This is a genomic window from Entomomonas asaccharolytica, from assembly GCF_016653615.1.
Classification (GTDB): domain Bacteria; phylum Pseudomonadota; class Gammaproteobacteria; order Pseudomonadales; family Pseudomonadaceae; genus Entomomonas; species Entomomonas asaccharolytica.
Window position 1 is genome coordinate 1,689,489 of the sequence record NZ_CP067393.1, and the last position, 23,329, is coordinate 1,712,817.

At 36.2% G+C, this 23,329-nt stretch carries 17 protein-coding genes; 12 read left to right on the forward strand and 5 right to left on the reverse strand.

From position 1 onward, the window contains the following. Positions 1–2 precede the first annotated feature (2 nt). Genes nuoI through nuoN form a run of 6 tightly spaced genes read left to right on the forward strand, consistent with a single transcriptional unit; the run spans position 3 to position 6,464 of the window. Positions 3–563, forward strand: coding sequence for an NADH-quinone oxidoreductase subunit NuoI (nuoI, locus tag JHT90_RS07795; protein ID WP_201090231.1), 561 nt, complete (start codon positions 3–5; stop codon positions 561–563). Between the two features lie 13 nt (positions 564–576). After that, positions 577–1,080 carry an NADH-quinone oxidoreductase subunit J gene (nuoJ, locus tag JHT90_RS07800; RefSeq protein WP_201090232.1) on the forward strand — a complete coding sequence of 168 codons (504 nt, stop codon included), beginning with the start codon at positions 577–579 and terminating at the stop codon, positions 1,078–1,080. A gap of 5 nt (positions 1,081–1,085) precedes the next feature. Further along, complete coding sequence (gene nuoK / locus JHT90_RS07805; protein ID WP_201090233.1) at positions 1,086–1,445, forward strand: NADH-quinone oxidoreductase subunit NuoK; 360 nt, start codon at positions 1,086–1,088, stop codon at positions 1,443–1,445. Further along, positions 1,442–3,361, forward strand: coding sequence for an NADH-quinone oxidoreductase subunit L (gene nuoL / locus JHT90_RS07810; protein ID WP_201090234.1), 1,920 nt, complete (start codon positions 1,442–1,444; stop codon positions 3,359–3,361). Before nuoK ends, nuoL begins: the two co-directional genes overlap by 4 nt. A gap of 31 nt (positions 3,362–3,392) precedes the next feature. After that, positions 3,393–4,946, forward strand: coding sequence for an NADH-quinone oxidoreductase subunit M (gene nuoM / locus JHT90_RS07815; protein WP_201090235.1), 1,554 nt, complete (start codon positions 3,393–3,395; stop codon positions 4,944–4,946). 15 nt (positions 4,947–4,961) lie between these two features. Then, positions 4,962–6,464 (forward strand): NADH-quinone oxidoreductase subunit NuoN, encoded by a 1,503-nt coding sequence (gene nuoN / locus JHT90_RS07820; RefSeq protein WP_201095804.1) that lies wholly within the window; start codon positions 4,962–4,964, stop codon positions 6,462–6,464. A gap of 60 nt (positions 6,465–6,524) precedes the next feature. On the opposite strand, the gene recJ is transcribed toward nuoN, so the two are convergent. Next, entirely contained in the window at positions 6,525–8,246 is a 1,722-nt protein-coding gene (recJ, locus tag JHT90_RS07825; protein ID WP_201090236.1) for a single-stranded-DNA-specific exonuclease RecJ, read from the reverse strand. Between the two features lie 417 nt (positions 8,247–8,663). Here recJ and JHT90_RS07830 point away from each other — a divergent pair, with 417 nt between their 5' ends. The 3 genes from JHT90_RS07830 (at position 8,664) to JHT90_RS07840 (ending at position 13,304) form a co-directional block, all read left to right on the forward strand. Next, positions 8,664–11,507: a ribonucleoside-diphosphate reductase subunit alpha gene (locus JHT90_RS07830; protein ID WP_201090237.1), complete on the forward strand. Its 2,844-nt coding sequence runs from the start codon at positions 8,664–8,666 to the stop codon at positions 11,505–11,507. Between the two features lie 76 nt (positions 11,508–11,583). After that, positions 11,584–12,834: a ribonucleotide-diphosphate reductase subunit beta gene (locus tag JHT90_RS07835; protein WP_201090238.1), complete on the forward strand. Its 1,251-nt coding sequence runs from the start codon at positions 11,584–11,586 to the stop codon at positions 12,832–12,834. A 113-nt stretch (positions 12,835–12,947) separates the two neighbouring features. Next, positions 12,948–13,304: a hypothetical protein gene (locus tag JHT90_RS07840; RefSeq protein WP_201090239.1), complete on the forward strand. Its 357-nt coding sequence runs from the start codon at positions 12,948–12,950 to the stop codon at positions 13,302–13,304. An 8-nt stretch (positions 13,305–13,312) separates the two neighbouring features. Here the strand turns inward: JHT90_RS07840 and JHT90_RS07845 are convergent, their stop codons facing one another. The 4 genes from JHT90_RS07845 to JHT90_RS07860 form a co-directional block, all read right to left on the reverse strand. Continuing rightward, positions 13,313–13,555, reverse strand: coding sequence for a hypothetical protein (locus tag JHT90_RS07845; protein ID WP_201090240.1), 243 nt, complete (start codon positions 13,553–13,555; stop codon positions 13,313–13,315). A gap of 77 nt (positions 13,556–13,632) precedes the next feature. Continuing rightward, positions 13,633–15,933, reverse strand: a complete 2,301-nt coding sequence (gene eutB / locus JHT90_RS07850) for an ethanolamine ammonia-lyase subunit EutB (RefSeq protein ID WP_201090241.1) — start codon at positions 15,931–15,933, stop codon at positions 13,633–13,635. A gap of 29 nt (positions 15,934–15,962) precedes the next feature. After that, positions 15,963–17,474 (reverse strand): ethanolamine ammonia-lyase reactivating factor EutA, encoded by a 1,512-nt coding sequence (locus JHT90_RS07855; RefSeq protein ID WP_201090242.1) that lies wholly within the window; start codon positions 17,472–17,474, stop codon positions 15,963–15,965. Between the two features lie 282 nt (positions 17,475–17,756). Beyond that, positions 17,757–18,647 carry a siderophore ABC transporter substrate-binding protein gene (locus tag JHT90_RS07860; protein WP_201090243.1) on the reverse strand — a complete coding sequence of 297 codons (891 nt, stop codon included), beginning with the start codon at positions 18,645–18,647 and terminating at the stop codon, positions 17,757–17,759. 359 nt (positions 18,648–19,006) lie between these two features. Here JHT90_RS07860 and JHT90_RS07865 point away from each other — a divergent pair, with 359 nt between their 5' ends. From JHT90_RS07865 to JHT90_RS07875, 3 genes are read left to right on the forward strand one after another with little or no spacing between them, the layout of a single operon-like run. Beyond that, on the forward strand, positions 19,007–20,326 hold the full coding sequence (locus JHT90_RS07865) for a nucleotide sugar dehydrogenase (RefSeq protein WP_201090244.1): 1,320 nt from the start codon (positions 19,007–19,009) through the stop codon (positions 20,324–20,326). 52 nt (positions 20,327–20,378) lie between these two features. Next, on the forward strand, positions 20,379–21,827 hold the full coding sequence (locus JHT90_RS07870) for a mannose-1-phosphate guanylyltransferase/mannose-6-phosphate isomerase (protein WP_201090245.1): 1,449 nt from the start codon (positions 20,379–20,381) through the stop codon (positions 21,825–21,827). Continuing rightward, entirely contained in the window at positions 21,817–23,328 is a 1,512-nt protein-coding gene (locus JHT90_RS07875; protein WP_201090246.1) for a glycosyltransferase, read from the forward strand. The genes JHT90_RS07870 and JHT90_RS07875 overlap by 11 nt, the downstream gene beginning before the upstream one ends. The last annotated feature ends 1 nt before the right edge of the window (position 23,329 follow it).

Below are 23,329 nucleotides of genomic sequence, written 5' to 3' on the forward strand. Positions count from 1 at the left end.
TTATGAAATATATATGGCATGTTATCCATGGTGCTTATACACAGTTAAGAAGCATTGTGATGATTTTTAGTCACGCTTTCCGCAAGCGTGATACAATCAACTATCCAGAACAAGAAGTCTATTTACCACCTCGTTATCGTGGTCGTATTGTTTTAACACGTGAGCCTGCTCCAGAAGGACAATTAGGTGAAGAGCGTTGTGTAGCGTGTAATCTTTGTGCAGTGGCCTGCCCTGTTGGTTGTATTGCACTACAGAAAGCAGAACGTGAAGATGGCCGTTGGTATCCAGAGTTCTTCCGTATTAACTTTTCACGTTGTATATTTTGTGGAATGTGTGAAGAAGCTTGCCCAACAGCAGCTATTCAATTAACACCTGATTTCGAATTAGCTGAATTTAAACGCCAAGATATGGTATATGACAAAGAAGATTTATTAATTTCTGGTCCTGGTAAATATCATAACTACATGTTTTATAACTTCTCAGGTATGGCTATTAAAGGCAAACCAAAAGGTGCGGCTGAAAATGAAGCTGAACCTATTAATGTAAAAAGTCTTTTACCTTAAAGGACAACAGATTATGGCAGCATTTTGTTTTTATCTTTCTTCATTTGTTGCAATTATTGCAACACTATTAGTGATTACTAATAGTAAACCTGTACATGCGTTGTTGTATTTGGTTGTTTCTTTATTGGCGGTAGCAATGATTTTCTTTAGTTTAGGCGCGCCTTTTGTGGGAGCGTTAGAAATTATTGTTTATGCAGGTGCTATCATGGTGCTCTTTATCTTCGTGGTAATGATGCTTAACCTTGGCACGCAAACTGTTAATCAAGAATTGCAGTGGTTATCCCCTAAAACATGGGTAGGTCCTGTACTATTATCATCTTTGCTTTTAATTGAGTTTATTATCATTATTTGTATGGGTGATACAGGATTAACAATAGGTAGTGTTACTGTACCACCTATAGATGTTGGTTTATCACTATTTAGTACATACTTACTAGCAGTAGAACTAGCCTCTATGTTATTACTGGCAGCCCTTGTGACTGCTTATCATATGGGACGTGAAGAAGCGAAGGACTAAAAATTATGTTAGAAAATATTCCTCTTGAACACGGCCTGATAGTTTCAGCCATCCTATTTAGTTTAGGTTTAATAGGTTTGCTCATACGTCGTGATTTATTATTTATTTTAATGAGCCTCGAAATCATAATGAATTCTGCTGCTTTAGCTTTTGTGGTAGCTGGTAGTGCCCATACTTCAGTAGTAGTAGATAAAGTTGTTGCTGGTAAACATATTCTAGTTCATGCAGCTGATGGTCAAGTAATGTATATCATGATTATTGCGTTAGCTGCCGCTGAAGCTGCAATAGGTTTAGCATTACTATTACAACTTTATCGTCGTTTCCATACCCTTGATATTGATGCAGCAAGTGAGATGCGCGGATGAACCCAGTATATTTAACAGTCGGTTTCCCTCTTCTTGGCTTTTTATTATTAGCTTTCTCTAGAGGGCGTTTAAGTGAAAGTGCATCAGCAGCCATTGGTGTAGGCTCTATTGGCCTTGCTGCTTTATCTGCTGCATGGATAGCTTTTAATTTTATAAATGGCAATATTACTGAGCCACATGTACCTCTATGGTCTTGGATTAGTGTGGCTGACCCTACTAATGCTGAAAACCTTCTATTTAATCCAAAGCTAAGTTTCTATATAGATGGCTTATCAGTTACTATGATTTCTGTAGTATCAGGTGTTGGCTTCTTAATTCACCTTTTTGCCTCTTGGTATATGCGTGGTGAAGAAGGTTACTCACGTTTCCTAGCGTACATGAACCTATTCGTTGCCTTTATGCTTATCCTTGTTTTAGGTGATGATATCTTATTCCTCTACTTTGGTTGGGAAGGTGTAGGTTTATGCAGTTATCTATTGATTGGTTTCTATTACACAGAACCTAAAAATGGTGCAGCTGCCTTAAAAGCCTTTATTATCACCCGTATTGGTGATGTATTAATGGCTATTGGTATGTTTATTATTCTTTGGAAAGTACCAGAATTACTTTCTTTAAGCGTACGTGAAATGAGCCAAATGGCAACGCCTGAAAACAATCTTTTATTAGAAAAACTAGCTGATCCATACCTTACTGCGGCTACCTTATTCTTATTTGGTGGTGCAATTGGTAAATCTGCACAAGTACCATTACAAACATGGCTGGCAGATGCAATGGCTGGTCCTACGCCAGTATCTGCATTAATCCATGCCGCCACCATGGTAACTGCAGGTGTTTACTTATTAGTACGCTTAAACTTCCTATTCTTACCTGCTACCTTCACTTTAGAAATAGTAGGAATTATTGGTGCGATTACTTTATTAATGGCTGGTTTCTCAGCATTAGTACAAACAGATATTAAACGTATTTTGGCTTACTCTACGATGAGTCAGCTAGGTTATATGTTCTTAGCCACTAGTGTTTGTGCGTGGAATGCAGCTATTTTCCATTTAATGACCCATGCCTTCTTTAAAGCCTTACTATTCTTGGCTTCGGGCTCTGTAATTCTTTCTTGCCACCATGAGCAAAATATTTTCAAAATGGGTGGCTTATGGAAAAAACTACCATTAGCCTATGCAAGTTTCTTAGTAGGTGGTGCTGCACTCTGTGCCCTACCCTTTATAACTGCAGGCTTCTATTCTAAAGATGAAATTTTATGGGAAGTGATGGCAGCTGATCATCCAGGCTTACTGATTGCTGGTTTAGTAGGTGCCTTTATGACATCACTCTATACTTTCCGTTTAATCTTTATCACTTTCCATGGGAAACCAGCTAATGAGCATGCAGCTCATGCTACAGCAGGTACTGGTCTTGCCCATGCAATACCTTTAGCAGTTTTGATTGTGTTATCTACAGGAATTGGTGCTTTAATTACACCACCATTAGGTGCAGCTTTTGCTTCACCTGAACATGCTGCAAATGCAGATGGCAAGCATATGTTGGAACTTGTCTCAGGTATTATTGCAATTACAGGCATTTTACTAGCAGCTGCGTTATATTTAGGTAAACGTAGCTTTGTAACGAAACTCTCTGAAAGTGCCATAGGCCGCTTCTTTAGTTGTTGGTGGCTAAATGGTTGGGGATTTGATTGGGTTTATGACAAGTTATTTGTAAAACCTTACTTGTTTATTACCACAGTATTAGTAAAAGATCCCTTTGATAAAGCTATTGGTTTCCTCCCCCTATTAGTACGTGGTGGTAATAAATTAATGACTTTAACAGAAACAGGGCGTTTACGTTGGTATGCACTTTCTCTTGTAGGTGGCGCAATAGTACTGATAGCTATAATGCTTATTACTTTTATGTCATCAGTAGCCTGATTTAAACTTATAAAAAGGAATAGATATTGTCATGTCGTCCCTATTGTTACCTTGGCTAATCCTGATTCCGATAATCGGCGGCTTTTTTTGCTGGATTTCCGAACGGCTCAGTAATATTCTTCCGCGCTGGATTGCTTTATTCACTATGGTAGTCTTAGTTGCCTTATCCCTTTATTTTTGGGGTACTGGCAATTGGAGTAATGCACCTCATCCAGACATATCATCTGCCCTAGTAGGTGATCAGTCTAAATGGTGGGCTTTCTATTTCCATTTAAACTGGATACCTCAATTAGGTATTAGTATTCATTTAGGAATGGACGGTGTATCTATCCTACTAATCACCTTAACAGCAATTCTAGGCTTATTGGCGGTGCTGTGTTCGTGGAAAGAAATCAATAGTCGTGTAGGTTTCTTCTACCTCAACCTAATGTGGATTTTAGGTGGTGTAATAGGTGTATTCGTTGCCATTGACCTATTCCTATTTTTCCTCTTCTGGGAAACCATGCTAATTCCTATGTTCTTCCTTATTGCATTATGGGGACATAGTGGTTCAGATGGTAAAACACGTATTTACGCTGCTACCAAATTTTTTATCTTTACCCAAGCGAGTGGCTTGTTAATGTTAGTGTCTATTATTACTTTAGCACTTAAACATTATACGAATACGGGTACTATGACTTTTGACTACATGCAGTTATTAGGGACTAATTTAGGAGGTCTTGAGTATATATTAATGCTTGGCTTCTTTATTGCGTTTGCAGTAAAGCTACCTGTGGTACCTATTCACTCATGGTTACCAGATGCCCATGCCCAAGCACCAACAGCGGGTTCGGTTGACTTAGCAGGTATTCTATTAAAAACAGCTGCATTTGGTATTTTACGTTTTGCTATTCCATTATTCCCAAATGCTTCCCTTGAATTTGCACCGATTGCCATCTGGTTAGGTATTTTCAGTATTATTTATGGTGCCATTCTGGCATTTAAACAAACAGATATTAAACGTTTAATCGCTTACACCAGTATTTCACACATGGGTTTTATCTTAGTCGGTATCTACTCAGGCAGCCCACTAGCATTACAAGGTGTGGTAATACAGATGATCGCACATGGTTTCTCAGCAGCGGCACTGTTCATTTCAAGTGGTCAACTATATGAACGTTTACATACTCGTGATATGCGTTTAATGGGTGGCTTATGGGGTAAAATTACTTATTTGCCTGCCATTATGCTGTTCTTTAATGCTGCTTCGCTTGGCTTACCTGGTACAGGTAACTTTGTAGGCGAGTTTATGATTCTTATTGGTGCCTTCCCTGCTGATAAAGTTGCCGTTTCTATTGCAGCCTTTGGTTTGGTGTTAGCCTCTATTTATTCATTAATTGTAATGCAACGTGTTTTCTATGGAACAACACGCGGCAATTTTCATGAACCAATCCAAGGACTTTGTAAACGTGAACTAGGTATGATGTTTATATTGATTGTGCTGCTTATATTATTGGGCATTTATCCACAACCTGTTCTGGATACATCAGCAGCCACTATGAATGGTGTGCATGCTTGGTTCTCCTCTAACCTCGTTTCTCGGTAGTCGCTCATGGAACAAATACAATTAACAGCAAATCACTTTATAGCATTATTACCCATTTTGGCGATTAGTGCGACGATTGTCGTGACCATGCTATCCATTTCATGGCAACGTAATCAGACACTAACTTCGACAATCGCTATGTTTGGCATGGTGCTTACTTTAATCGCTATTATCCCAGCATTAAAAGTAGTGAATGCCGAAGGTGGCTCAATTGAAGTTACTAGTTTATTAATTTTTGATAATTATGCTTATTTTGCAAGCCTATCCTTAGTGTTAGTCACCATGGCTTGTACTTGTTTTGCTCATATTTACTTAGAAGGTTATAAAGGTAATAGAGATGAGTTTTATCTATTATTACTCCTTTCAACGTTAGGTGGTATGGTATTAGTAAGTACTAAACATTTACTAGGCTTGTTTATTGGTTTAGAACTATTATCCATTCCCATGTATGGCTTAATTGGTTATGCATTCTTCCAACGACGTTCATTAGAAGCTAGCATTAAATACATGGTGTTATCAGCCGCAGGTTCTGGCTTCTTATTATTTGGTATGGCATTGGTATATGCAGTATCTGGCGAACTTACATTCTTATCCATTGAGCAGGCTTTTACTACCGCAAATCATTCTCTATTAATTGATTTTGGTATTGTATTAATGATTGTTGGTTTATCTTTCAAATTATCATTAGTACCTTTCCACTTATGGACACCTGATGTATACGAAGGTGCTCCTGCTCCCGCTTCTGCTTTCTTAGCGACAGCTAGTAAATTAGCTATTTTTGCTATGTTAGTAAGATTTATGGAATATATACCTATTAAGGATGGTTCTTGGATTTATTTAGCAATTACTATTCTTGCCATTGCTTCAATTTTAGTAGGTAATTTATTAGCATTATTTCAAAATAGCCTAAAACGGATTATGGGTTATTCTTCTATTGCTCATTTTGGCTATCTATTAATTATTTTATTAGCTAGTAATGAAATGGCTAGCTTAGAAATTAAAACCACCGCAGCGCAAACAGCAACTATTTATCTCTTCACTTATATTGCCACTACAATGGGGGCATTTAGTGTGGTAACTGTATTGTCATCACCCTGTCAAGATCGTGATGCTGATGCTTTATATAGATACCGTGGTCTGTTCTGGCGTCGCCCCTTATTAACTATCTCTTTATCCGTCATGATGTTATCTTTAGCAGGTGTTCCATTAACAGCAGGTTTTATTGGTAAATTCTGGTTATTAAGAACAGCTGTTGAATCTAACCTATGGTTATTAACAGCTATGGTAGTGGTTGGTAGTGCTATTGGCTTGTACTATTATTTAAGGGTGATGATTACGCTTTATTTAGCTGAACCTACTGCTAATGCTAATGAAGAAAAAGATATTCACTGGTCACATTTAACAGCTACTATTGTATTATTAGCTATTGCTATGATTGTAATCTTTGTAGGTGTATGGCCATCCCCTCTTATTTCAATTGCAGAATTTGCTGGTGTACCTTCTACATTGATTCACTAAGCATTTTCTAGCTTACATAAAAAAGGCAACTTAATAGTTGCCTTTTTTATTGTTTATCAATCATATAGGTAACAAATGGGAAACCAATAGCTGTACACTTTGTTGCCCTTTATACTCATTTACCATTAATTTATAGACTATATTGGCTTGTTTTATGGTGCTATTTGGCCAGATATTTTTATCAATATTAAAGGCTATGGCTTCTAGTTGCTGTTGCTTATCGGCTGTTCTTAATACTAATTTTAAGTGTTTTTCTTTTAATAAACGCTGTTGCTCTATCCAAAATACGCCATCAAAAAGAGGCTCAGGGAATCCCTGCCCCCAAGGGCCCGCATCCATTAATAACTGTGCTTGTTCAATACAAAAATCTTCAGGATTTAATGAACCATCTGTCAAAATAACCTGTTGCAGTTGATCTTCAGTAACTTGCTGTTGCACTTCTTGGTTAAATGCTTCTTGAAATACCTTTATTTTATCTTTAGCAAGGGTCAAACCTGCCGCCATAGCATGCCCACCAAACTTGTCTATTAAATCAGGATAACGACTAGTGATATTTTGTAAAGCATCCCTAATATGAAAATTAGTAATCGAACGGGCTGAACCTTTAACCATACCCTCTTGCTCTGTTGCAGCAAAAATAATAGTTGGCCGATGATATTTATCCTTTAAACGTGAAGCGAGTATACCAATGACTCCTTCATGCCATTGTTCATTAAATAAACAAATACCATAGGGTAAATTATCCAAAGTAATATCTTTTAGTGTATGTAAGGCCTCTGTTTGCATACTCTGTTCAATACTGCGACGCTCTCTATTTAGAGTATCTAATTGGCTGGCTTTCTGGTAAGCATCTGCTTCATCATCAGCTAATAGGCAATCAATGCCTAATTTCATATTATCTAGCCTGCCCGCTGCATTTAAGCGAGGACCAACAATAAAGCCTAAATCGGTGGCTGTTATTTTGGTGTAATCCTTGCCTGCTAACTGTAATAAAGCTCTAATACCAGGTCTAACTTTACCTTTTTGAATACGTTTTAATCCTTGATACACCAATGTTCTATTATTACTATCTAAAGCTACCACATCTGCTACTGTACCTAGTGCGACCAAGTCTAATAATTCAGCAAGGTTCGGTTCTGGCAAATTATGGCTAGTAAAATAATTTATTTCCCTTAATTTTGCTCTTAAAGCAATCAACACATAAAATATTACACCTACACCAGCTATGACTTTACTGGGAAAATTACATGTTGGCTGGTTAGGATTAACCATAGCATCTGCTGCTGGTAAGGTTTCACTGGGTAAATGATGGTCAGTAATAAGCACTTTTAAGCCTGCTTGTTTTGCAGCAGCTACTCCCTCAATACTAGAAATACCATTATCCACAGTAATTAATAACTGTGGCTTAAATTGTTCAATAGCTAATTCGACAATTTCAGGTGATAGACCATAGCCATATTTAAAACGATTAGGAACGAGATAATCTACCTGTTTAGCGCCCAGCATTTTAAGCCCTAACACTGCCACAGCTGTTGCAGTTGCTCCATCGCTATCATAATCACCCACAATAACAATAGCTTGCTGTTCATTTAATACAGTAATTAATAACTCAACGGCTTGATCAATACCCTTTAAAGTTTGATAAGGTAATAAATTAGCAAGCTCTTTGGTAAGTTGCTGACTATTTTGAATACCTCTTGCAGCATAAATACGTTTTAATAAGGGTGGTAAATGAGGTAATTCATCAACATTTTCTAACAAAAGGCGTTGCTTTATTAACATTAATAGTCTCAACTATTGAAATATCTTATAAATTCTATAACACTATATATTGTATCTGACTAATAGTTAAAAATCTTCGAATTTACATTTTTGATTAAAAAATAACATGGCTATTGCAAGCTCAATGAATATGAAGAAATATCCATAACATATCCACAGAATTATCCACAGCAATAGTTGTTCTAATACTAAAATATCACTATATTGTATACCTAAGTCAATATATAATACTATATATAGTAATAAGCTAACCCATACCTAGTAATCATTTTTCTATTTTTTGATAAGCTCTGAAAACTTAAAAAGTCTATGGAAATTATTCTTATAAGACTAATAGGGATCTTTTCTTAGCAAATAAAATAGATACTATATATTGTGTTTAGTGTTTTATCATTGTAATAAATTTAGGAGACATAAATGTTAAGTGGTGTATCTCGTGATGACAATAACACGCTAGATAATGAATTAAACGCCCCTATTCCAGGGCAAATTAATGTTATCAAGAGAACAGGTACTGTTGTCCCTTATACTGATGATAAAATTGCTGTTGCTATTAGTAAGGCTTTTTTAGCAGTTGAAGGCGATAATGCAGCCGCCTCTTCTCGTATCCATGATGCTGTTAAACAGCTAACTGAAATGGTTACAGCTACTTTTAAACGTCGTATGCCTTCTGGTGGTGTTATTCACATCGAAGATATTCAAGACCAAGTTGAATTAGCCTTAATGCGCTCTGGCGAGCATAAAATTGCCCGTGCCTATGTTCTGTATCGTGAAGCCCGTGCTCAAGAGCGTGCTAAAAACACTGTACAACAAGCTCACCCTACTATTCGTGTAACTAATGACAAAGGCGAGTTTGCACCTTTAGATTTAGGTCGTTTAAATACCATTCTAAAAGAAGCTTGTGAAGGTTTAGAAGAAGTAGATCCTAGCATTATTGAAAAAGAAACCTTAAAAAATCTTTACGATGGTGTCGCAGAAAAAGATGTTAATACGGCGTTAGTAATGACAGCCAGAACCATGGTTGAACGTGAGCCTAACTACTCGTTTGTAACCGCTCGTTTACTGTTAGATAAACTACGCGCTGAAGCTTTAGGTTTCTTAGGTATAGCAGATCGTGCTACGCACCATGAAATGGTAAATTTCTATCCTCAAGCATTACAAGTTTACATTGAAAAAGGTATTGAGTTTGAACTGCTTGATAAACGTTTAGCACAATTTGACTTAGCAAAATTAGGTCAAGCATTACAACATGAACGTGATCAACAGTTTACCTATTTAGGTTTACAAACCCTTTATGACCGCTATTTTATCCATAAAGATGGCATTCGTTTTGAATTACCACAAGTATTCTTTATGCGTGTAGCTATGGGCTTAGCTTTAGAAGAAACAGATAAAGAAGCGCGTGCTATTGAGTTTTATAATTTACTGTCTTCATTTGACTATATGTCATCTACCCCTACGCTATTTAATTCAGGTACAGTTCGCCCTCAACTTTCTAGCTGTTATTTAACAACAGTACCTGATGATTTATCAGGTATTTATAAAGCTATTCATGATAACGCGATGTTATCTAAGTTTGCAGGCGGTTTAGGTAATGACTGGACACCTGTACGTGCTTTAGGTGCTTACATTAAAGGTACTAATGGTAAATCACAGGGTGTTGTACCCTTCCTTAAAGTGGTAAATGATACAGCAGTGGCTGTTAACCAAGGCGGTAAACGTAAAGGTGCGGTATGCGCTTACCTTGAATCATGGCATTTAGATATCGAAGAGTTTTTAGAACTTCGTAAAAATACAGGGGATGATCGCCGCCGTACGCATGATATGAATACAGCGAACTGGATTCCAGATTTATTTATGAAGCGTGTTTTTGAAGATGGTGCATGGACACTTTTCAGCCCTTCAGATGTGCCTGATTTACATGATCTTTTTGGTAAAGCATTTGAAGAACGTTATGAGTATTATGAAGAACTCACTACTTACGGCAAAATTAAAACATTTAAAACCATGCCTGCACGCGATTTATGGCGCAAAATGTTATCTATGGTATTTGAAACAGGTCATCCTTGGGTAACCTTCAAAGACCCATGTAATATCCGTAGTCCACAACAACATGTTGGGGTAGTACATAGCTCTAACCTTTGTACTGAAATCACCTTAAATACTAACGAAGATGAAATTGCGGTATGTAACCTTGGTTCAGTTAACCTTGTAAAACATATTGTAGATGGTAAGTTAGATACTGAAAAATTAGCGCGTACAGTAAAAACTGCGGTACGTATGTTAGATAATGTAATCGATATTAACTACTACGCTGTACCACAAGCTAAAAATTCTAATGCTAAACACCGTCCTGTTGGCTTGGGTTTAATGGGCTTCCAAGATGCACTTTATTTACAACATATTGCTTATGGTTCAGATGAAGCCGTTAAATTTGCTGACCAATCGATGGAAGCGATTAGTTACTATGCCATTAAAGCGTCTTGTGAATTAGCACAAGAACGTGGTACCTACTCTACTTTTGAAGGCTCTTTATGGTCAAAAGGTATTCTACCTTTAGATTCTATGGATCTTTTAATTGAACAGCGTGGTAGTAAATATATTGCTGTAGATAAGACCACTACCTTTGATTGGGCACCTATTCGCGAATTAGTGAAAAAAGGTATCCGCAACTCTAATATTATGGCAATTGCACCTACTGCAACGATTGCTAATATTACTGGTGTTTCTCAATCAATCGAGCCTACTTATCAAAACCTATTTGTTAAATCTAACTTATCAGGTGAATTTACTGTTATTAATCCTTATTTAGTACGTGACTTAAAAGCACGTAATTTATGGGATTCGGTTATGGTAAATGATCTTAAATATTATGATGGTAGCGTGCAACAAATTGAACGTATTCCTGAAGATTTAAAGAGACTTTATCAAACTGCTTTTGAAGTTGAACCTAAATGGATTATTGAATCAGCTAGCCGTCGTCAAAAATGGATCGACCAAGCTCAATCATTAAATATCTACGTAGCGGGTGCATCGGGTAAAAAATTAGATGTTACTTACCGTATGGCTTGGTACTTAGGTTTAAAAACAACTTATTATTTACGCGCCTTAGCTGCAACCAGTACTGAGAAATCTACTATTAATACGGGTAAACTCAACGCTGTATCATCTGCTATTGAAGAACCACAAGCGCCTGTTGCACCTGCACCTGTACCAAAAGCTTGTAGTATTGATGATCCAGATTGCGAAGCTTGCCAATAATCGCTGTACAACTATTTTCATATTATGTATAAGCACTATCTAGCTCGATAGTGCTTACCACTCAGGAGATTAACTTATGTTAAGTTGGGATGATTTTGATAGTGAGGAAGCACCTAAAAAATCCACTAAATCGGCAGCAGCAAATACTGCTAACAATACTTCAGAAGAACAACTAAACCATGTGGGTGATGATTTAGCCATGGAAGCCCGTGCTGTTCATGCTGAAGATTCAGAAGATGTTAGAAGAGCTAAAGCGGCTCTTGATGAACTAGATATTCAAGAAGGTCTTGATGATTTAGAAGGTACTTCAGGCCGTGTACAAGTTGATGATAAGCAAATGATCAACTGCCGTGCAGATTTAAATCAATTAGTGCCTTTTAAATATGATTGGGCATGGCAAAAATACCTAGATGGTTGTGCTAACCACTGGATGCCACAAGAAATTAATATGACAGCAGATATTGCACTTTGGAAAAGCCAAGATGGTTTAACTGAAGATGAACGTCGTATAGTAATGCGTAATCTTGGTTTCTTCTCAACTGCTGACTCATTAGTAGCCAACAACTTAGTATTAGCTACTTATCGCTTAATTACTAATCCAGAATGTCGCCAATATATTTTACGCCAAGCCTTTGAAGAAGCTATTCATACTCACGCTTATCAATATTGTATTGAATCGTTAGGCATGGATGAAGGTGAAGTATTTAACATGTACCGCGAAGTGCCTTCAGTGGCTAAAAAAGCGGCATGGGGCTTAAAATATACTCGCTCTATTTCTGATCCTACGTTTAAAACAGGTACTGTAGAAACTGATAAGCAATTTTTGCGTAATCTAATTGCTTACTATTGTGTTTTAGAAGGTATCTTCTTCTACTGCGGTTTTAGCCAAATCCTTTCAATGGGTCGTCGTAATAAGATGACTGGTGTTGCAGAACAATTCCAATATATCTTACGTGATGAATCCATGCATTTGAATTTTGGTATTGATATGATTAATCAAATCAAAATCGAAAATCCGCACTTATGGGATGAGGGTATGAAAGATGATGCCCGTCAGATGCTATTACAAGGTACTCAATTAGAAATTGAATATGCGCGTGATACTATGCCTCGTGGTGTATTAGGCATGAATGCTAGTATGATGGAAGAATACTTAAAATTCATTGCTAACCGTCGCCTTGTACAAATTGGTTTAAAAGAAGAATTCCCCAATGTGACCAATCCGTTCCCTTGGATGAGTGAAATGATGGATCTTAAGAAAGAGAAAAATTTCTTTGAAACCCGTGTTATTGAGTACCAAACAGGTGGTGCCTTAACGTGGGATTAATAATATCCTCTTATCAAAAAAGGTGCTAATTTAGCACCTTTCTTTTATTATACTAATTTACTATATATAATATAAAAAACCCTATACTATTTTTACTGTAAGGGAAGGACTATATGTTAGATATATTAAGTAAATTAAAAAACACATTTAAAAAAAATAACTCTTATCAAACAAATCTTCAAAGAGAGTTACCAAAACAAGAAATGCCTGTTAATGATGAGATGAGGATAAAACAAAAAGTAATCCTTACCATTAAACAAATAAGAGAAGATTACCCTGTCAGTGTTAGGCAACGTAAGAATGTTTATCATTATCTTAATAAAAAGCTTGGCTTAGATATTGCCATGTATGATTATGATGATACAGGAGAAAATACCATATTGTCGTTAGACCCAAGTGGTACACAACAAGGCGAATACAATTATATTGTTGAAAAATATGCTACTGCATTAAAAAATAAAAAAGACTAAATATCTTGCTAAACTAAAGAAATAAAGACATTTGTCTTAATATTATTTTCAATCACTTCAACATTTGAAGCAAATTTTCCATCGGCCTTTGCTACTTCTAGCATGGTATTAATATCAATTCCTCTTTCTTCAAGCTCTTTTAAGGCGGCTTGTGGAAGAAATTTAGCAGATAAATTAAGTAATAATACAGGTATCTCAAATTTTTCTATTAACTCACCTGCTACTGTTTTTTCTATCTTAATCTTTTTCACTGATTGATACTCCTTTGCTTCAAAACTATGAAATATAACTAATAAGTGGCAGCCTTTAATCTCCCACTGATTATAAACTAACGTTTTCTCAATGATTCCAACCGATTACCCCCTGCTTTTAAGCGATGCATATCAGCAATAAATTCTACTAACACACTAGCCGCTTCCATGGGTGGTAAACCTCCTGCATAAATATTAGACACGACTGATACTTCGTATTGAATATCAGCATTACCACTAAATTTAATCGCAGCCTGACGAGTTGCATCATCAGTAATATGATAATTTAAATAAGCTGATAAACTACGAGAAGCTAATGCATCACCACCTGGACGCTCACCTAATAAGTTAACAACAATTTTTGCATTAACAACATTACCAACATCTTCAGCTAGTTTTACGCGGCCATATGGTATTAGCATAGGTTGCCCCATGGTAAAGCCTTTGGCTTTTAAACCATCCATCAATACAGGTAATAACTCAATAATATTATGGTGGGTCGCCTCAGCACTAAGACCATCAGAAACAATAATTTGAATATCATTATTTTCTGAAGTTAGTTTATTACGTGATTCTTGCGATAAATGACTACCTAACTCTGCATTATTTAGATGGCTCTCTTTATCAGCCGCATCTGTGCTTAATACACGGTACTGAATATCACCCAGTTTTTCTTGCTGTAGATCTGCATAGATAGCTTCTCTAGCAATCGCCTGATTAGCTCTTAGTAATCGTGTCACTTTATTAGCAGGACGTGGCCCTGCATTTTCAAAACCGTAAGAAGCAGGTAAATTCTCTTTCAAGCGTTGATACTCACTATCACTGCTACAGAATATTCTGGGATTACCCCAATTAGGGCCACGTTGAATATTGCCGTCTTGATCTTCTATAAAAATACCTTTTTCAACACACCAACGTAAATATTCAGGCGCTGGTTTTAAATTGTAAATTTCACGCATGGTTTGGTCATCATGGCCACTGGTATCAAAATAAGCTAACATTCTGTCTGTGTTTAAATAAACATCCATATAGTAGTTAGCTCCAGCAGCGGTTAATAGCTCAATAGCCATTTGCTGACCTTCTGTAGTTACTTTTGAATGTAACGTAAAGCAAGGCGCCATTCCCATTGGTAAGCCAAGTAATTTACCCATTAAATGATCTTGTAGATTTGAATAGATCATTTCAAAATTATCAAGATGAGTTTCAGGACCAATAAAGCCTGTTACATTATTTACCATAAAAGGTTTATAGCGACGCGCTAGACCATAACAAAGTGCTTCAGTAGTCGTCATATCAATGCCATTATGCTTGTTATAACTAACTTCACTACCTTGCCCTGTTTCAAAATACATCCAATTGTTAGCAATATCTTTTAAAGGGCCTTGTTCTTTCATTATCATGTAGGCTTTATCTAATAAGTCTACTGTCACATCAAATTCTTCTGTTAATACTGCTTCTGTGCCTGCAATACTTTGGAACATGATTTCTACAGGTGCTCCAGAAGCTAAACATTCAAGCTGTGTCTTAATATGAGAAAGCACACAAATTTGGGTAGGCACGCCTAGCTTTTCACGAACCTTATTAAAATGATTTAATATCGCATTAATATTATCAACGGTATCAACAGCAGGGTTTAAACCAAACATGCAATCACCTGTACCCATACTTAACCCTGTATAAAGTAACATGGTGATACTGTCGAGATTATCAGTTGGATGGTTCGGCTGTAGGCGTGTTGAAAGGGTGCCTGGTAATCCTAATAATGTTCTTGCTTTAGCAGTAGCGCCTGTCTTTAGTTTACGCGCTAAAAAAATCATTTCATGCACATCTAATAATTTGGTCAGTGCTGCTGCCATAACACCTGTTAAGGCTGTACCATAACGACGTATTTCATTACCTGTAGAACGCATTAACAGATCTTTAAACTCACCAACAGTAAGCGGTGCTATTTCTTCAAAAACCGTATGATCGATTACGTAGTTTACCCGCATTACTGAATCAATTTTGCCATTATTATCTGTTAAGGGATTATCAAAAATATGTTGTAAGGTTAAATCAGATAATATGGTTCTTGCTGCTTCTCTAGTTGCTTCATCAGTAGCGGTTAAGTTAGCAACACGATCCCCTGCTTTACTAATATCTGCATTTCCTAGTAGTTGTTTTAAATCTTTAAACGAATAATGCAGTCCTAACAATTCGGTTTGATAAGTATGGCTTAGGCTAGGCTTAGGTACATAGATATCAGCTAAGCAAGGTAACTCTGTTGAATAGAGGAAGGTTGCTGAACTATTACTAGCTTGCTCAGCTGAACCTACTCCATTAGCGGCTAAAGCAGCCACTACTTTGTTTACGATTTCATCAAATTGTTGGTTATTCATAATAACTAATCCATCATAAAGGTAGTAATTTATTTAATTCCATAAAAAGAAATAGGTATGACTTGCTGATGTTGCCTTCTTAAATTAACAAAGCTAGCATCTTTTAATAGAACTTCATCAATAACTATTAAATTTAATAGTAATTTTCCCCATTGCGTAGCATAAGCACCTAGACTTTTACCTATATTGCAATCAACTAGCACGACTATAGGTAGATTGTTAGCAGGCTGTAATTCCTCTAATATTTCATAGAACATCTGGCCTAATGTACGAATCATCTTTACTTTGTCAGTACGATAACCTATCGAGTCTGCAATAAAGATTTGTAAGCAACCTCCCATATGGTTTTGGCAAATGAGCTTTAACGCTTCATATAACTCTGGTTTACTGATATCCCCTGAACAACGACTTACAATAGGTAAATGTTTTATGGGTAAAACAGAGGGATCTGGCAAATATAAAGTAGCACCAGAAACCTCAGTGCTGTGCAGAGCTAATCCGTAGACAGTAGCTCTACCTTCATTTTCGGGAATAATTGTAGTTAATGAGCGAGATAATATGGGAGAAGCTATGATCGCTTTAGCAAGATCAATTCCTAAATCACCATAAAATGTAGTGCTAGGTAAACTTTTTCCTGCCATTGCTTGATAAATTAATTCTCCAACACCGCCTGAAAAAGTAATGGCTACTGGGTTAGATGTTAATTCATAGCTAAAAGCAACTTGTTGTAACGGTAATAATTCAGCAGAATTAAAGAATGCAATATTACCTTGTGCAATATTTTCTAAGGCTTGTACATAGAAGGCTAAAAAACTATTAACTTCTTCTAAGGCTAGTACATCATTAACCTGTTTATGGATGTTTAGACGTTTAAATAAAGTAATAGCTTCTGGCGTTAAAGCGCGAATCCGATAACTACCAGCTTCAAACTGTATATGTCTTGCGCCTATAAAGTAACAACCTGTATGGATAACTTTGCCATTAAGACCAATGGCGGGATTAGTAGTGCCACCACCAATATCTAAATTTACAATAGGTGTAGTGCTACGATAACGACTTAAAGCACCACAACCTCCCATAAAGGCTAACCATGATTCAAAATTAGGATCATCTGCTGTAGCAACTAAGATTTCACCCATTCGATCTTCAATTAATTTGGCCAAAAATTCTGCGTTTTTCTGTCTTGCCGCTAACCCTGTGATAATCACACCACCAGCAAAAAAATCTTCAGCTTGATAACCACATTGTTCAAACCATAAGTTTAATAGTTGTGTTATTTTGCTTTCATCAATATGGTCATTAATAAAAGGGGTTAAAACAATATCGGAACGAAAAATTATTTTGATATCGCCTAGCTCCATATTACCCGTAATACTATTGGTAAGAATATGAGAACGAGCAACTAATGCACTGCTTGTGGTTGAACCAAAATCTAAGCCAAGCAGCAGTACAGAGGAGTTTTTAGACACTGCGTGACTATTACTTACTCTGCATGGAGAAGTAGCAAAAGTAGTTTGTGGTATACCTTTTTCCAAGGTCATAAACACTTCCTTTTACTTTGCACTGTCTATTTCAAAATAACAAATTCCATTGTCTTTACAAGAAAATTATTTATAGCAACTAAAATAACTTTAGGCAGACTAATAAACTTTTTTATTTAACAATATCAAATATTGGCAAATAAATTTTTATTAAAAGAATTATTGCGCTAAGTCTAAAATAACAAAAACCAATAGTGACTAATATTCTTTATTATTTTTATTAAATAATTGTTAAGTTTTCGTAAAAAGCCCTAATAATTAGGGCTTTTTATCGTTAGCATATTATTGAAATGCTTTTGCTACTTCTTCCATTTGTAATTTTAAGCTTTCTAAACCACCGCCAGATAAATACCAAAGATCAGGTGTTAAATAGATAATATGTTTATTTTTATAAGCATTGGCTGCTTGCATAGTGCTATCTTCTACAGCATTTTTATCTAACTTACCCTCTCCTATTGCTTCATTACGATCAATAACAAATAAAATATCAGGATTTAAATAAGCAACATCTTTATTAGTTAGCATTAACTTATCTGCACTATTACCCTTTCTAACACTTTCTAAACTTACAGGTTTAATACCCAACCAACCATGAATCAGACCAGCATAATTACTCTGTTCAGAAGCCACTAACTTATCCTTATAATGAACTACAATAAGTGCTTTATTATTAGATTGTTTAGCTTGTTGTTGAATAGTAGCTGCTTGTTTGTCTAATGCTTGCAAAGCTGCATTAACTTGATGCTGTTTATCAAAGGTTTTTGCTAAAAATAACATATTATTTTTAAATGAATTTTCATAATCTTTAGGGTTAATAGTTAGATTAACCGTGGGCGCAATAGCTGCTAGCTCTTTACTCTGAGCTTGTTGTCTGCCTGAAATAATAATTAATTCTGGCTTAACCTCTTTTATTTTTTCAATATTAGGTGTTTTCAAACCACCTACATCTATATATTGATCAGCTTTATAATGATCTAAATAACTAGGTAAACTTTGTTTTGGCAACGCCTTCACCGCTACATCTAGCTTATCTAAACTATCAACAATCCCTAAATCAAAAGATACGACATTTTTAGGATTAATTGGCATTTTTGTTTTATCTATTTCATTTGCTGACGCTAATCCACTCATTAATAATGAAATAATCAATCCTATTTTGATAATCCGACGCATAAAAAACCCCATATAAAAGGGAATGATTATCATTTAAAATCTAAAAAGAAGCAATTTTTATTTTAATAGAACGATTGCAATATTGAAGTTTAAAGGCATAAAAAGACACTCTTAAAAAAAGCCATAAATCAAAAAAAACCTATTAATTTTAGGCGCTTATACTATACCGCAATAAAATATTCTATTAATCCTTTCTCTTTTTGTGATTTTTTTCACAATTTTATCCTATTTGTTAATTGACTTTTTTATTTTGGTTTAGAATGAAAGAGTTATAAGAATATAACGACTTGAATAAAAACTTATTTGGATTGATAAGTTCAGGAATGCTGTAGGACTATCACAAGGATTAAGGAGCAGACGTGCGTATAAGTATTTTTGGCTTAGGGTATGTTGGTGTTGTTTGTGCTGCATGCCTGTCAAAGCGTAATCATGAAATAGTTGGTGTAGATGTACATGCAGCTAAAATTGATTTAATTAATCAAGGTAAATCTCCTATTGTAGAACCTGGATTAGAAGAACTATTAGCTGAAGCAGTTAAACAAAAGCGTTTGACAGGTACCAGGGATGTAGCTAAAGCTATTAATAATTCAGATATCTCTTTGATCTGTGTAGGAACACCTAGCAAACGAAATGGTGATTTAGACCTTTCTCACTTACAGAATGTCTGTGAGCAAATAGGACAAGCGCTTAGAAATAAAGCTAATTACCATAGTGTTGTTGTTCGCAGCACTGTATTACCTGGTACAGTAAAAAACATAGTTATTCCAATCTTAGAAGCCACTTCTGGCAAAAGAGCAGGTATTGACTTTGGTATTGCCACAAACCCAGAGTTTTTAAGAGAAAGTACTGCTATTGCTGATTATGATTATCCCCCTATCACTGTCATTGGTGAACTAGATAGTAAATCTGGTGATTTACTTGAAGCCTTATACTCTGATCTTGATGCACCTATTTTACGCAGACCTATTGAAGTGGCAGAAATGATCAAATATACCTGCAATGTTTGGCATGCTGTAAAAGTTACTTTTGCTAATGAGATTGGTAATATCGCAAAAGCTTGTGGTGTAGATGGTCGAGAAGTGATGAACATCGTATGCCAAGATAATAAACTCAATATCTCTAGCTATTATATGAAGCCTGGCTTTGCATTTGGTGGTTCTTGTCTACCAAAAGATATGCGTGCTTTGAACTATAGAGCTTCACAACTCGATGTAATCACTCCTATGTTGTCATCAGTGATGAATAGCAATACACAACAAGTTCGTAATGCTTTTGACATTATTGATAGCTATGGCAAACGTAAAGTAGCTATGCTTGGCCTAAGCTTTAAAGCGGGTACAGATGACTTACGGGAAAGTCCATTGGTTGAACTTGCTGAAATACTAATTGGCAAAGGATATGAACTAAAAATTTACGATCATAATGTTGAATTTGCCAGAGTTTTTGGAGCTAACAAGGAATATATAGAATCTAAGATTCCACATATATCGTGTCTACTTACCAAAAATTTAGAAGAGGCTGTTAGCTCTTCAGATATTATTATTCTAGGCAATAATAATAAGGATTTTGGAGAAATTCTTCAAAATATAGATGAAGATAAACAAGTACTTGATCTTGTAGGTTTCCTTCCTCAATTAGATAAAACTCACTCTACGAAACAAGAGGGTATTTGTTGGTAGTTTAAACGCAGTTATTAGCTATTGATTGCTTACTTTTAGTAGGAGACTAACGTTGATTACAGTAATTTTGTCTGGTGGAAATGGCTCACGCCTTTGGCCGCTATCACGGGGACAGTATCCAAAACAGTTTTTATCATTATTAACTGACAAAACCTTATTGCAAGACACACTATTAAGGCTGGATACTAAAACGACAAGTTCTATTATTGTATGCAATGAAGCACATCGCTTTATTGTCACTGAACAATTAGCTCAGATTGATGCTCAAGCTGAAAGTATATTATTAGAACCTTTTGGTCGAAATACTTCGCCTGCGGTAGCTTTAACAGCCATGATGCTACTGGAGCAAGGTAGAGATGAAACCTTGGTGGTATTACCTGCGGATCATTTTATTCAAGACAAAACTCGTTTTCATCAAGCATTAGCTATTGCAGAACAAGTGGCAGAACAGGGTCAACTGGTATTATTTGGCATTAAAGCGGACAAGCCTGAAACAGGTTTTGGCTATATAAAATGCCATCCATCAACAGCAAATAACTCCCCTGCTCTTAAGGTTGAACAATTTATAGAAAAACCTGATGCTAAAACAGCGCTATCTTTTATCGAGCAAGGCAACTACTACTGGAATAGTGGTATGTTTGTTTTTAAATGCAGTACTTATTTGCAAGAACTTCAACAATATTCACCTGCTATTTATGAAGCATGCCAACAAACCTTGCAAGCTAGCCAATTCAAAGACCAATTCCTCTATATTGATGCTAAAACCTTTGCGCAATGTCCCGATGATTCCATTGATTATAGCGTTATGGAAAAAACACAGAAAGCAACCCTGATTCCGCTCGACTCAGGATGGAATGATATTGGTGCATGGAGTTCTTTATGGGAAATTAGTGATAAAGATAAGCAAGGAAATGTAACGCACGGCGATGTTATTGTAAAAGATAGCAAAAATAACTTAGCGTTTTCATCTAAACGATTAGTTACCCTATTGGGAGTAGAAAATCTACTTGTGGTAGAAACACCTGATGCGGTACTGGTTGCCCATCGTGATAATGCACAGAGTATTAAAGAGTTAGTTAACCAATTAAAGCAAGCTAAACGGCCAGAATCAGAAACTAATAACTTAGTTTATAGACCTTGGGGCTGTTATGAAACCATTGACTACGGCAATAGATTTCAAGTTAAACGCATTACAGTAAACCCAGGTGCTACCTTATCTTTGCAAATGCATCATCATAGAGCTGAACACTGGGTTATCGTAACAGGTACTGCGTTAATTACTCGTGATGATAAAGAGTTTATTCTTTCTGAAAATCAGTCGACTTATATCCCCATTACATCCGTCCATCGTTTATCTAACCCTGGCCATATACCATTAGAAGTTATTGAGATTCAATCGGGTAGTTATCTTGGTGAAGATGATATTCAAAGATTTGAAGATCGTTATGGACGTTTAAATGTAGTCTCAGCAACCAAGGAGAAATTGGTTAATGAGCGCTAACTTTGTAGCTAAGTCAAAAAACCAATTTTGGTCAAAAACATTTGGCTGGCTGATGTTATTAACCCTTATTATTTTTCTTGCCTCGCTTGTGGACAAGGAATATTTAGACGCCAATAGCCATCAATTTATTTTTTTAATTGGTGTTGTAGGTACATGGCGCTATAGCAATAACATCCTACACTATATGCGTGGTATGTACTTCCTATACTGGTCATTTCCAAGACTTCGCAAACTGGCCAATAAAATGGGGGATAAAGCATTACCCTCTCATATTTTTATGGTAGTAACGAGCTTTCGTATTCCACCTGAAACAACCTATAAAGTTTACCAATCTATCTTTCAAGAATTAAAAAGCATACCTGTTGCTAGTACCATCATTGCCTCTATTGTTGAGGCAGGTGATGAGTATTTTATTAAACAGATTATGCGTGAAGAAATTAAAGACCGATCTGATATTACCTTAGTCATTGTAAGAGCTAGAGGTACGGGTAAAAGAGATGGTCTTGCGCACGCTTTTAGAGCCTTATCAAGACGTGCCCCCACCCAACATGACGTTGCTTGTGTAGTGGATGGCGATACCATGATGCTGCCTGGCTGTGTAGATAGAGCCTGCCGATTATTCGCACTATTACCAAATGTAGGCGGTATGACCACTAATGAATACTGTATTGTTAAAGGTGGTAGATTATTAACCAGTTGGCATAACATGCGCTTTGTACAGCGTCATATCAGTATGTGTTCTATGTCATTAAGCCATCAGGTTTTAACACTAACTGGTCGGCTCTCCTTTTTCCGTGCTAATTTAATGATGGATCTTGATTTTATTAAAGATGTGGAAGCCGATTATTTACAGCATTGGCGATTAGGTAAATTTCAATTTCTAACAGGTGACGATAAGTCCTCTTGGTTTAGCTTAAAACGTGCAGGCTGGGATACATTCTATGTGCCTGATAGCTATACCCTAACAGTTGAACATCCCCCTAGTAAATATTTTCTAAAAGCAACCCGTCAACTTATGTTTCGTTGGTATGGAAACTCATTAAGACAAAATTTTAGAGCGGTCAAATTACTACGACAACAATTAGGTCTATTTACTTTATACGTCCTCTACGATCAACGTGTTTCCATGTGGACTAGTTTATTTGGGCTAGCTGTAGCGCTGATTGCTTCGCTAATGATTAGTATCCAATTTCTCTATATTTATTTTTTATGGATACTTATCACTCGAAGCATTGTATGTATGTTATTTGTATTTTCTAAGCACCCTGTCGATCCGTTATACCCTTTTGCACTTTATTACAACCAAATCATTGGCTCAATGATGAAGATTAACGCCGTATTTCACTTAGATAGACAACAATGGACACGACAAAAAACCACTTTAAATCAAAATATTAGCTTTGATACAAAACTAAATCGCTGGACATCAAAGATAGCTATGCTATCGGCTATTGTCATTTTTCTTGGCATTGTCTATTTAGCTATAGATATCAATAAATAAT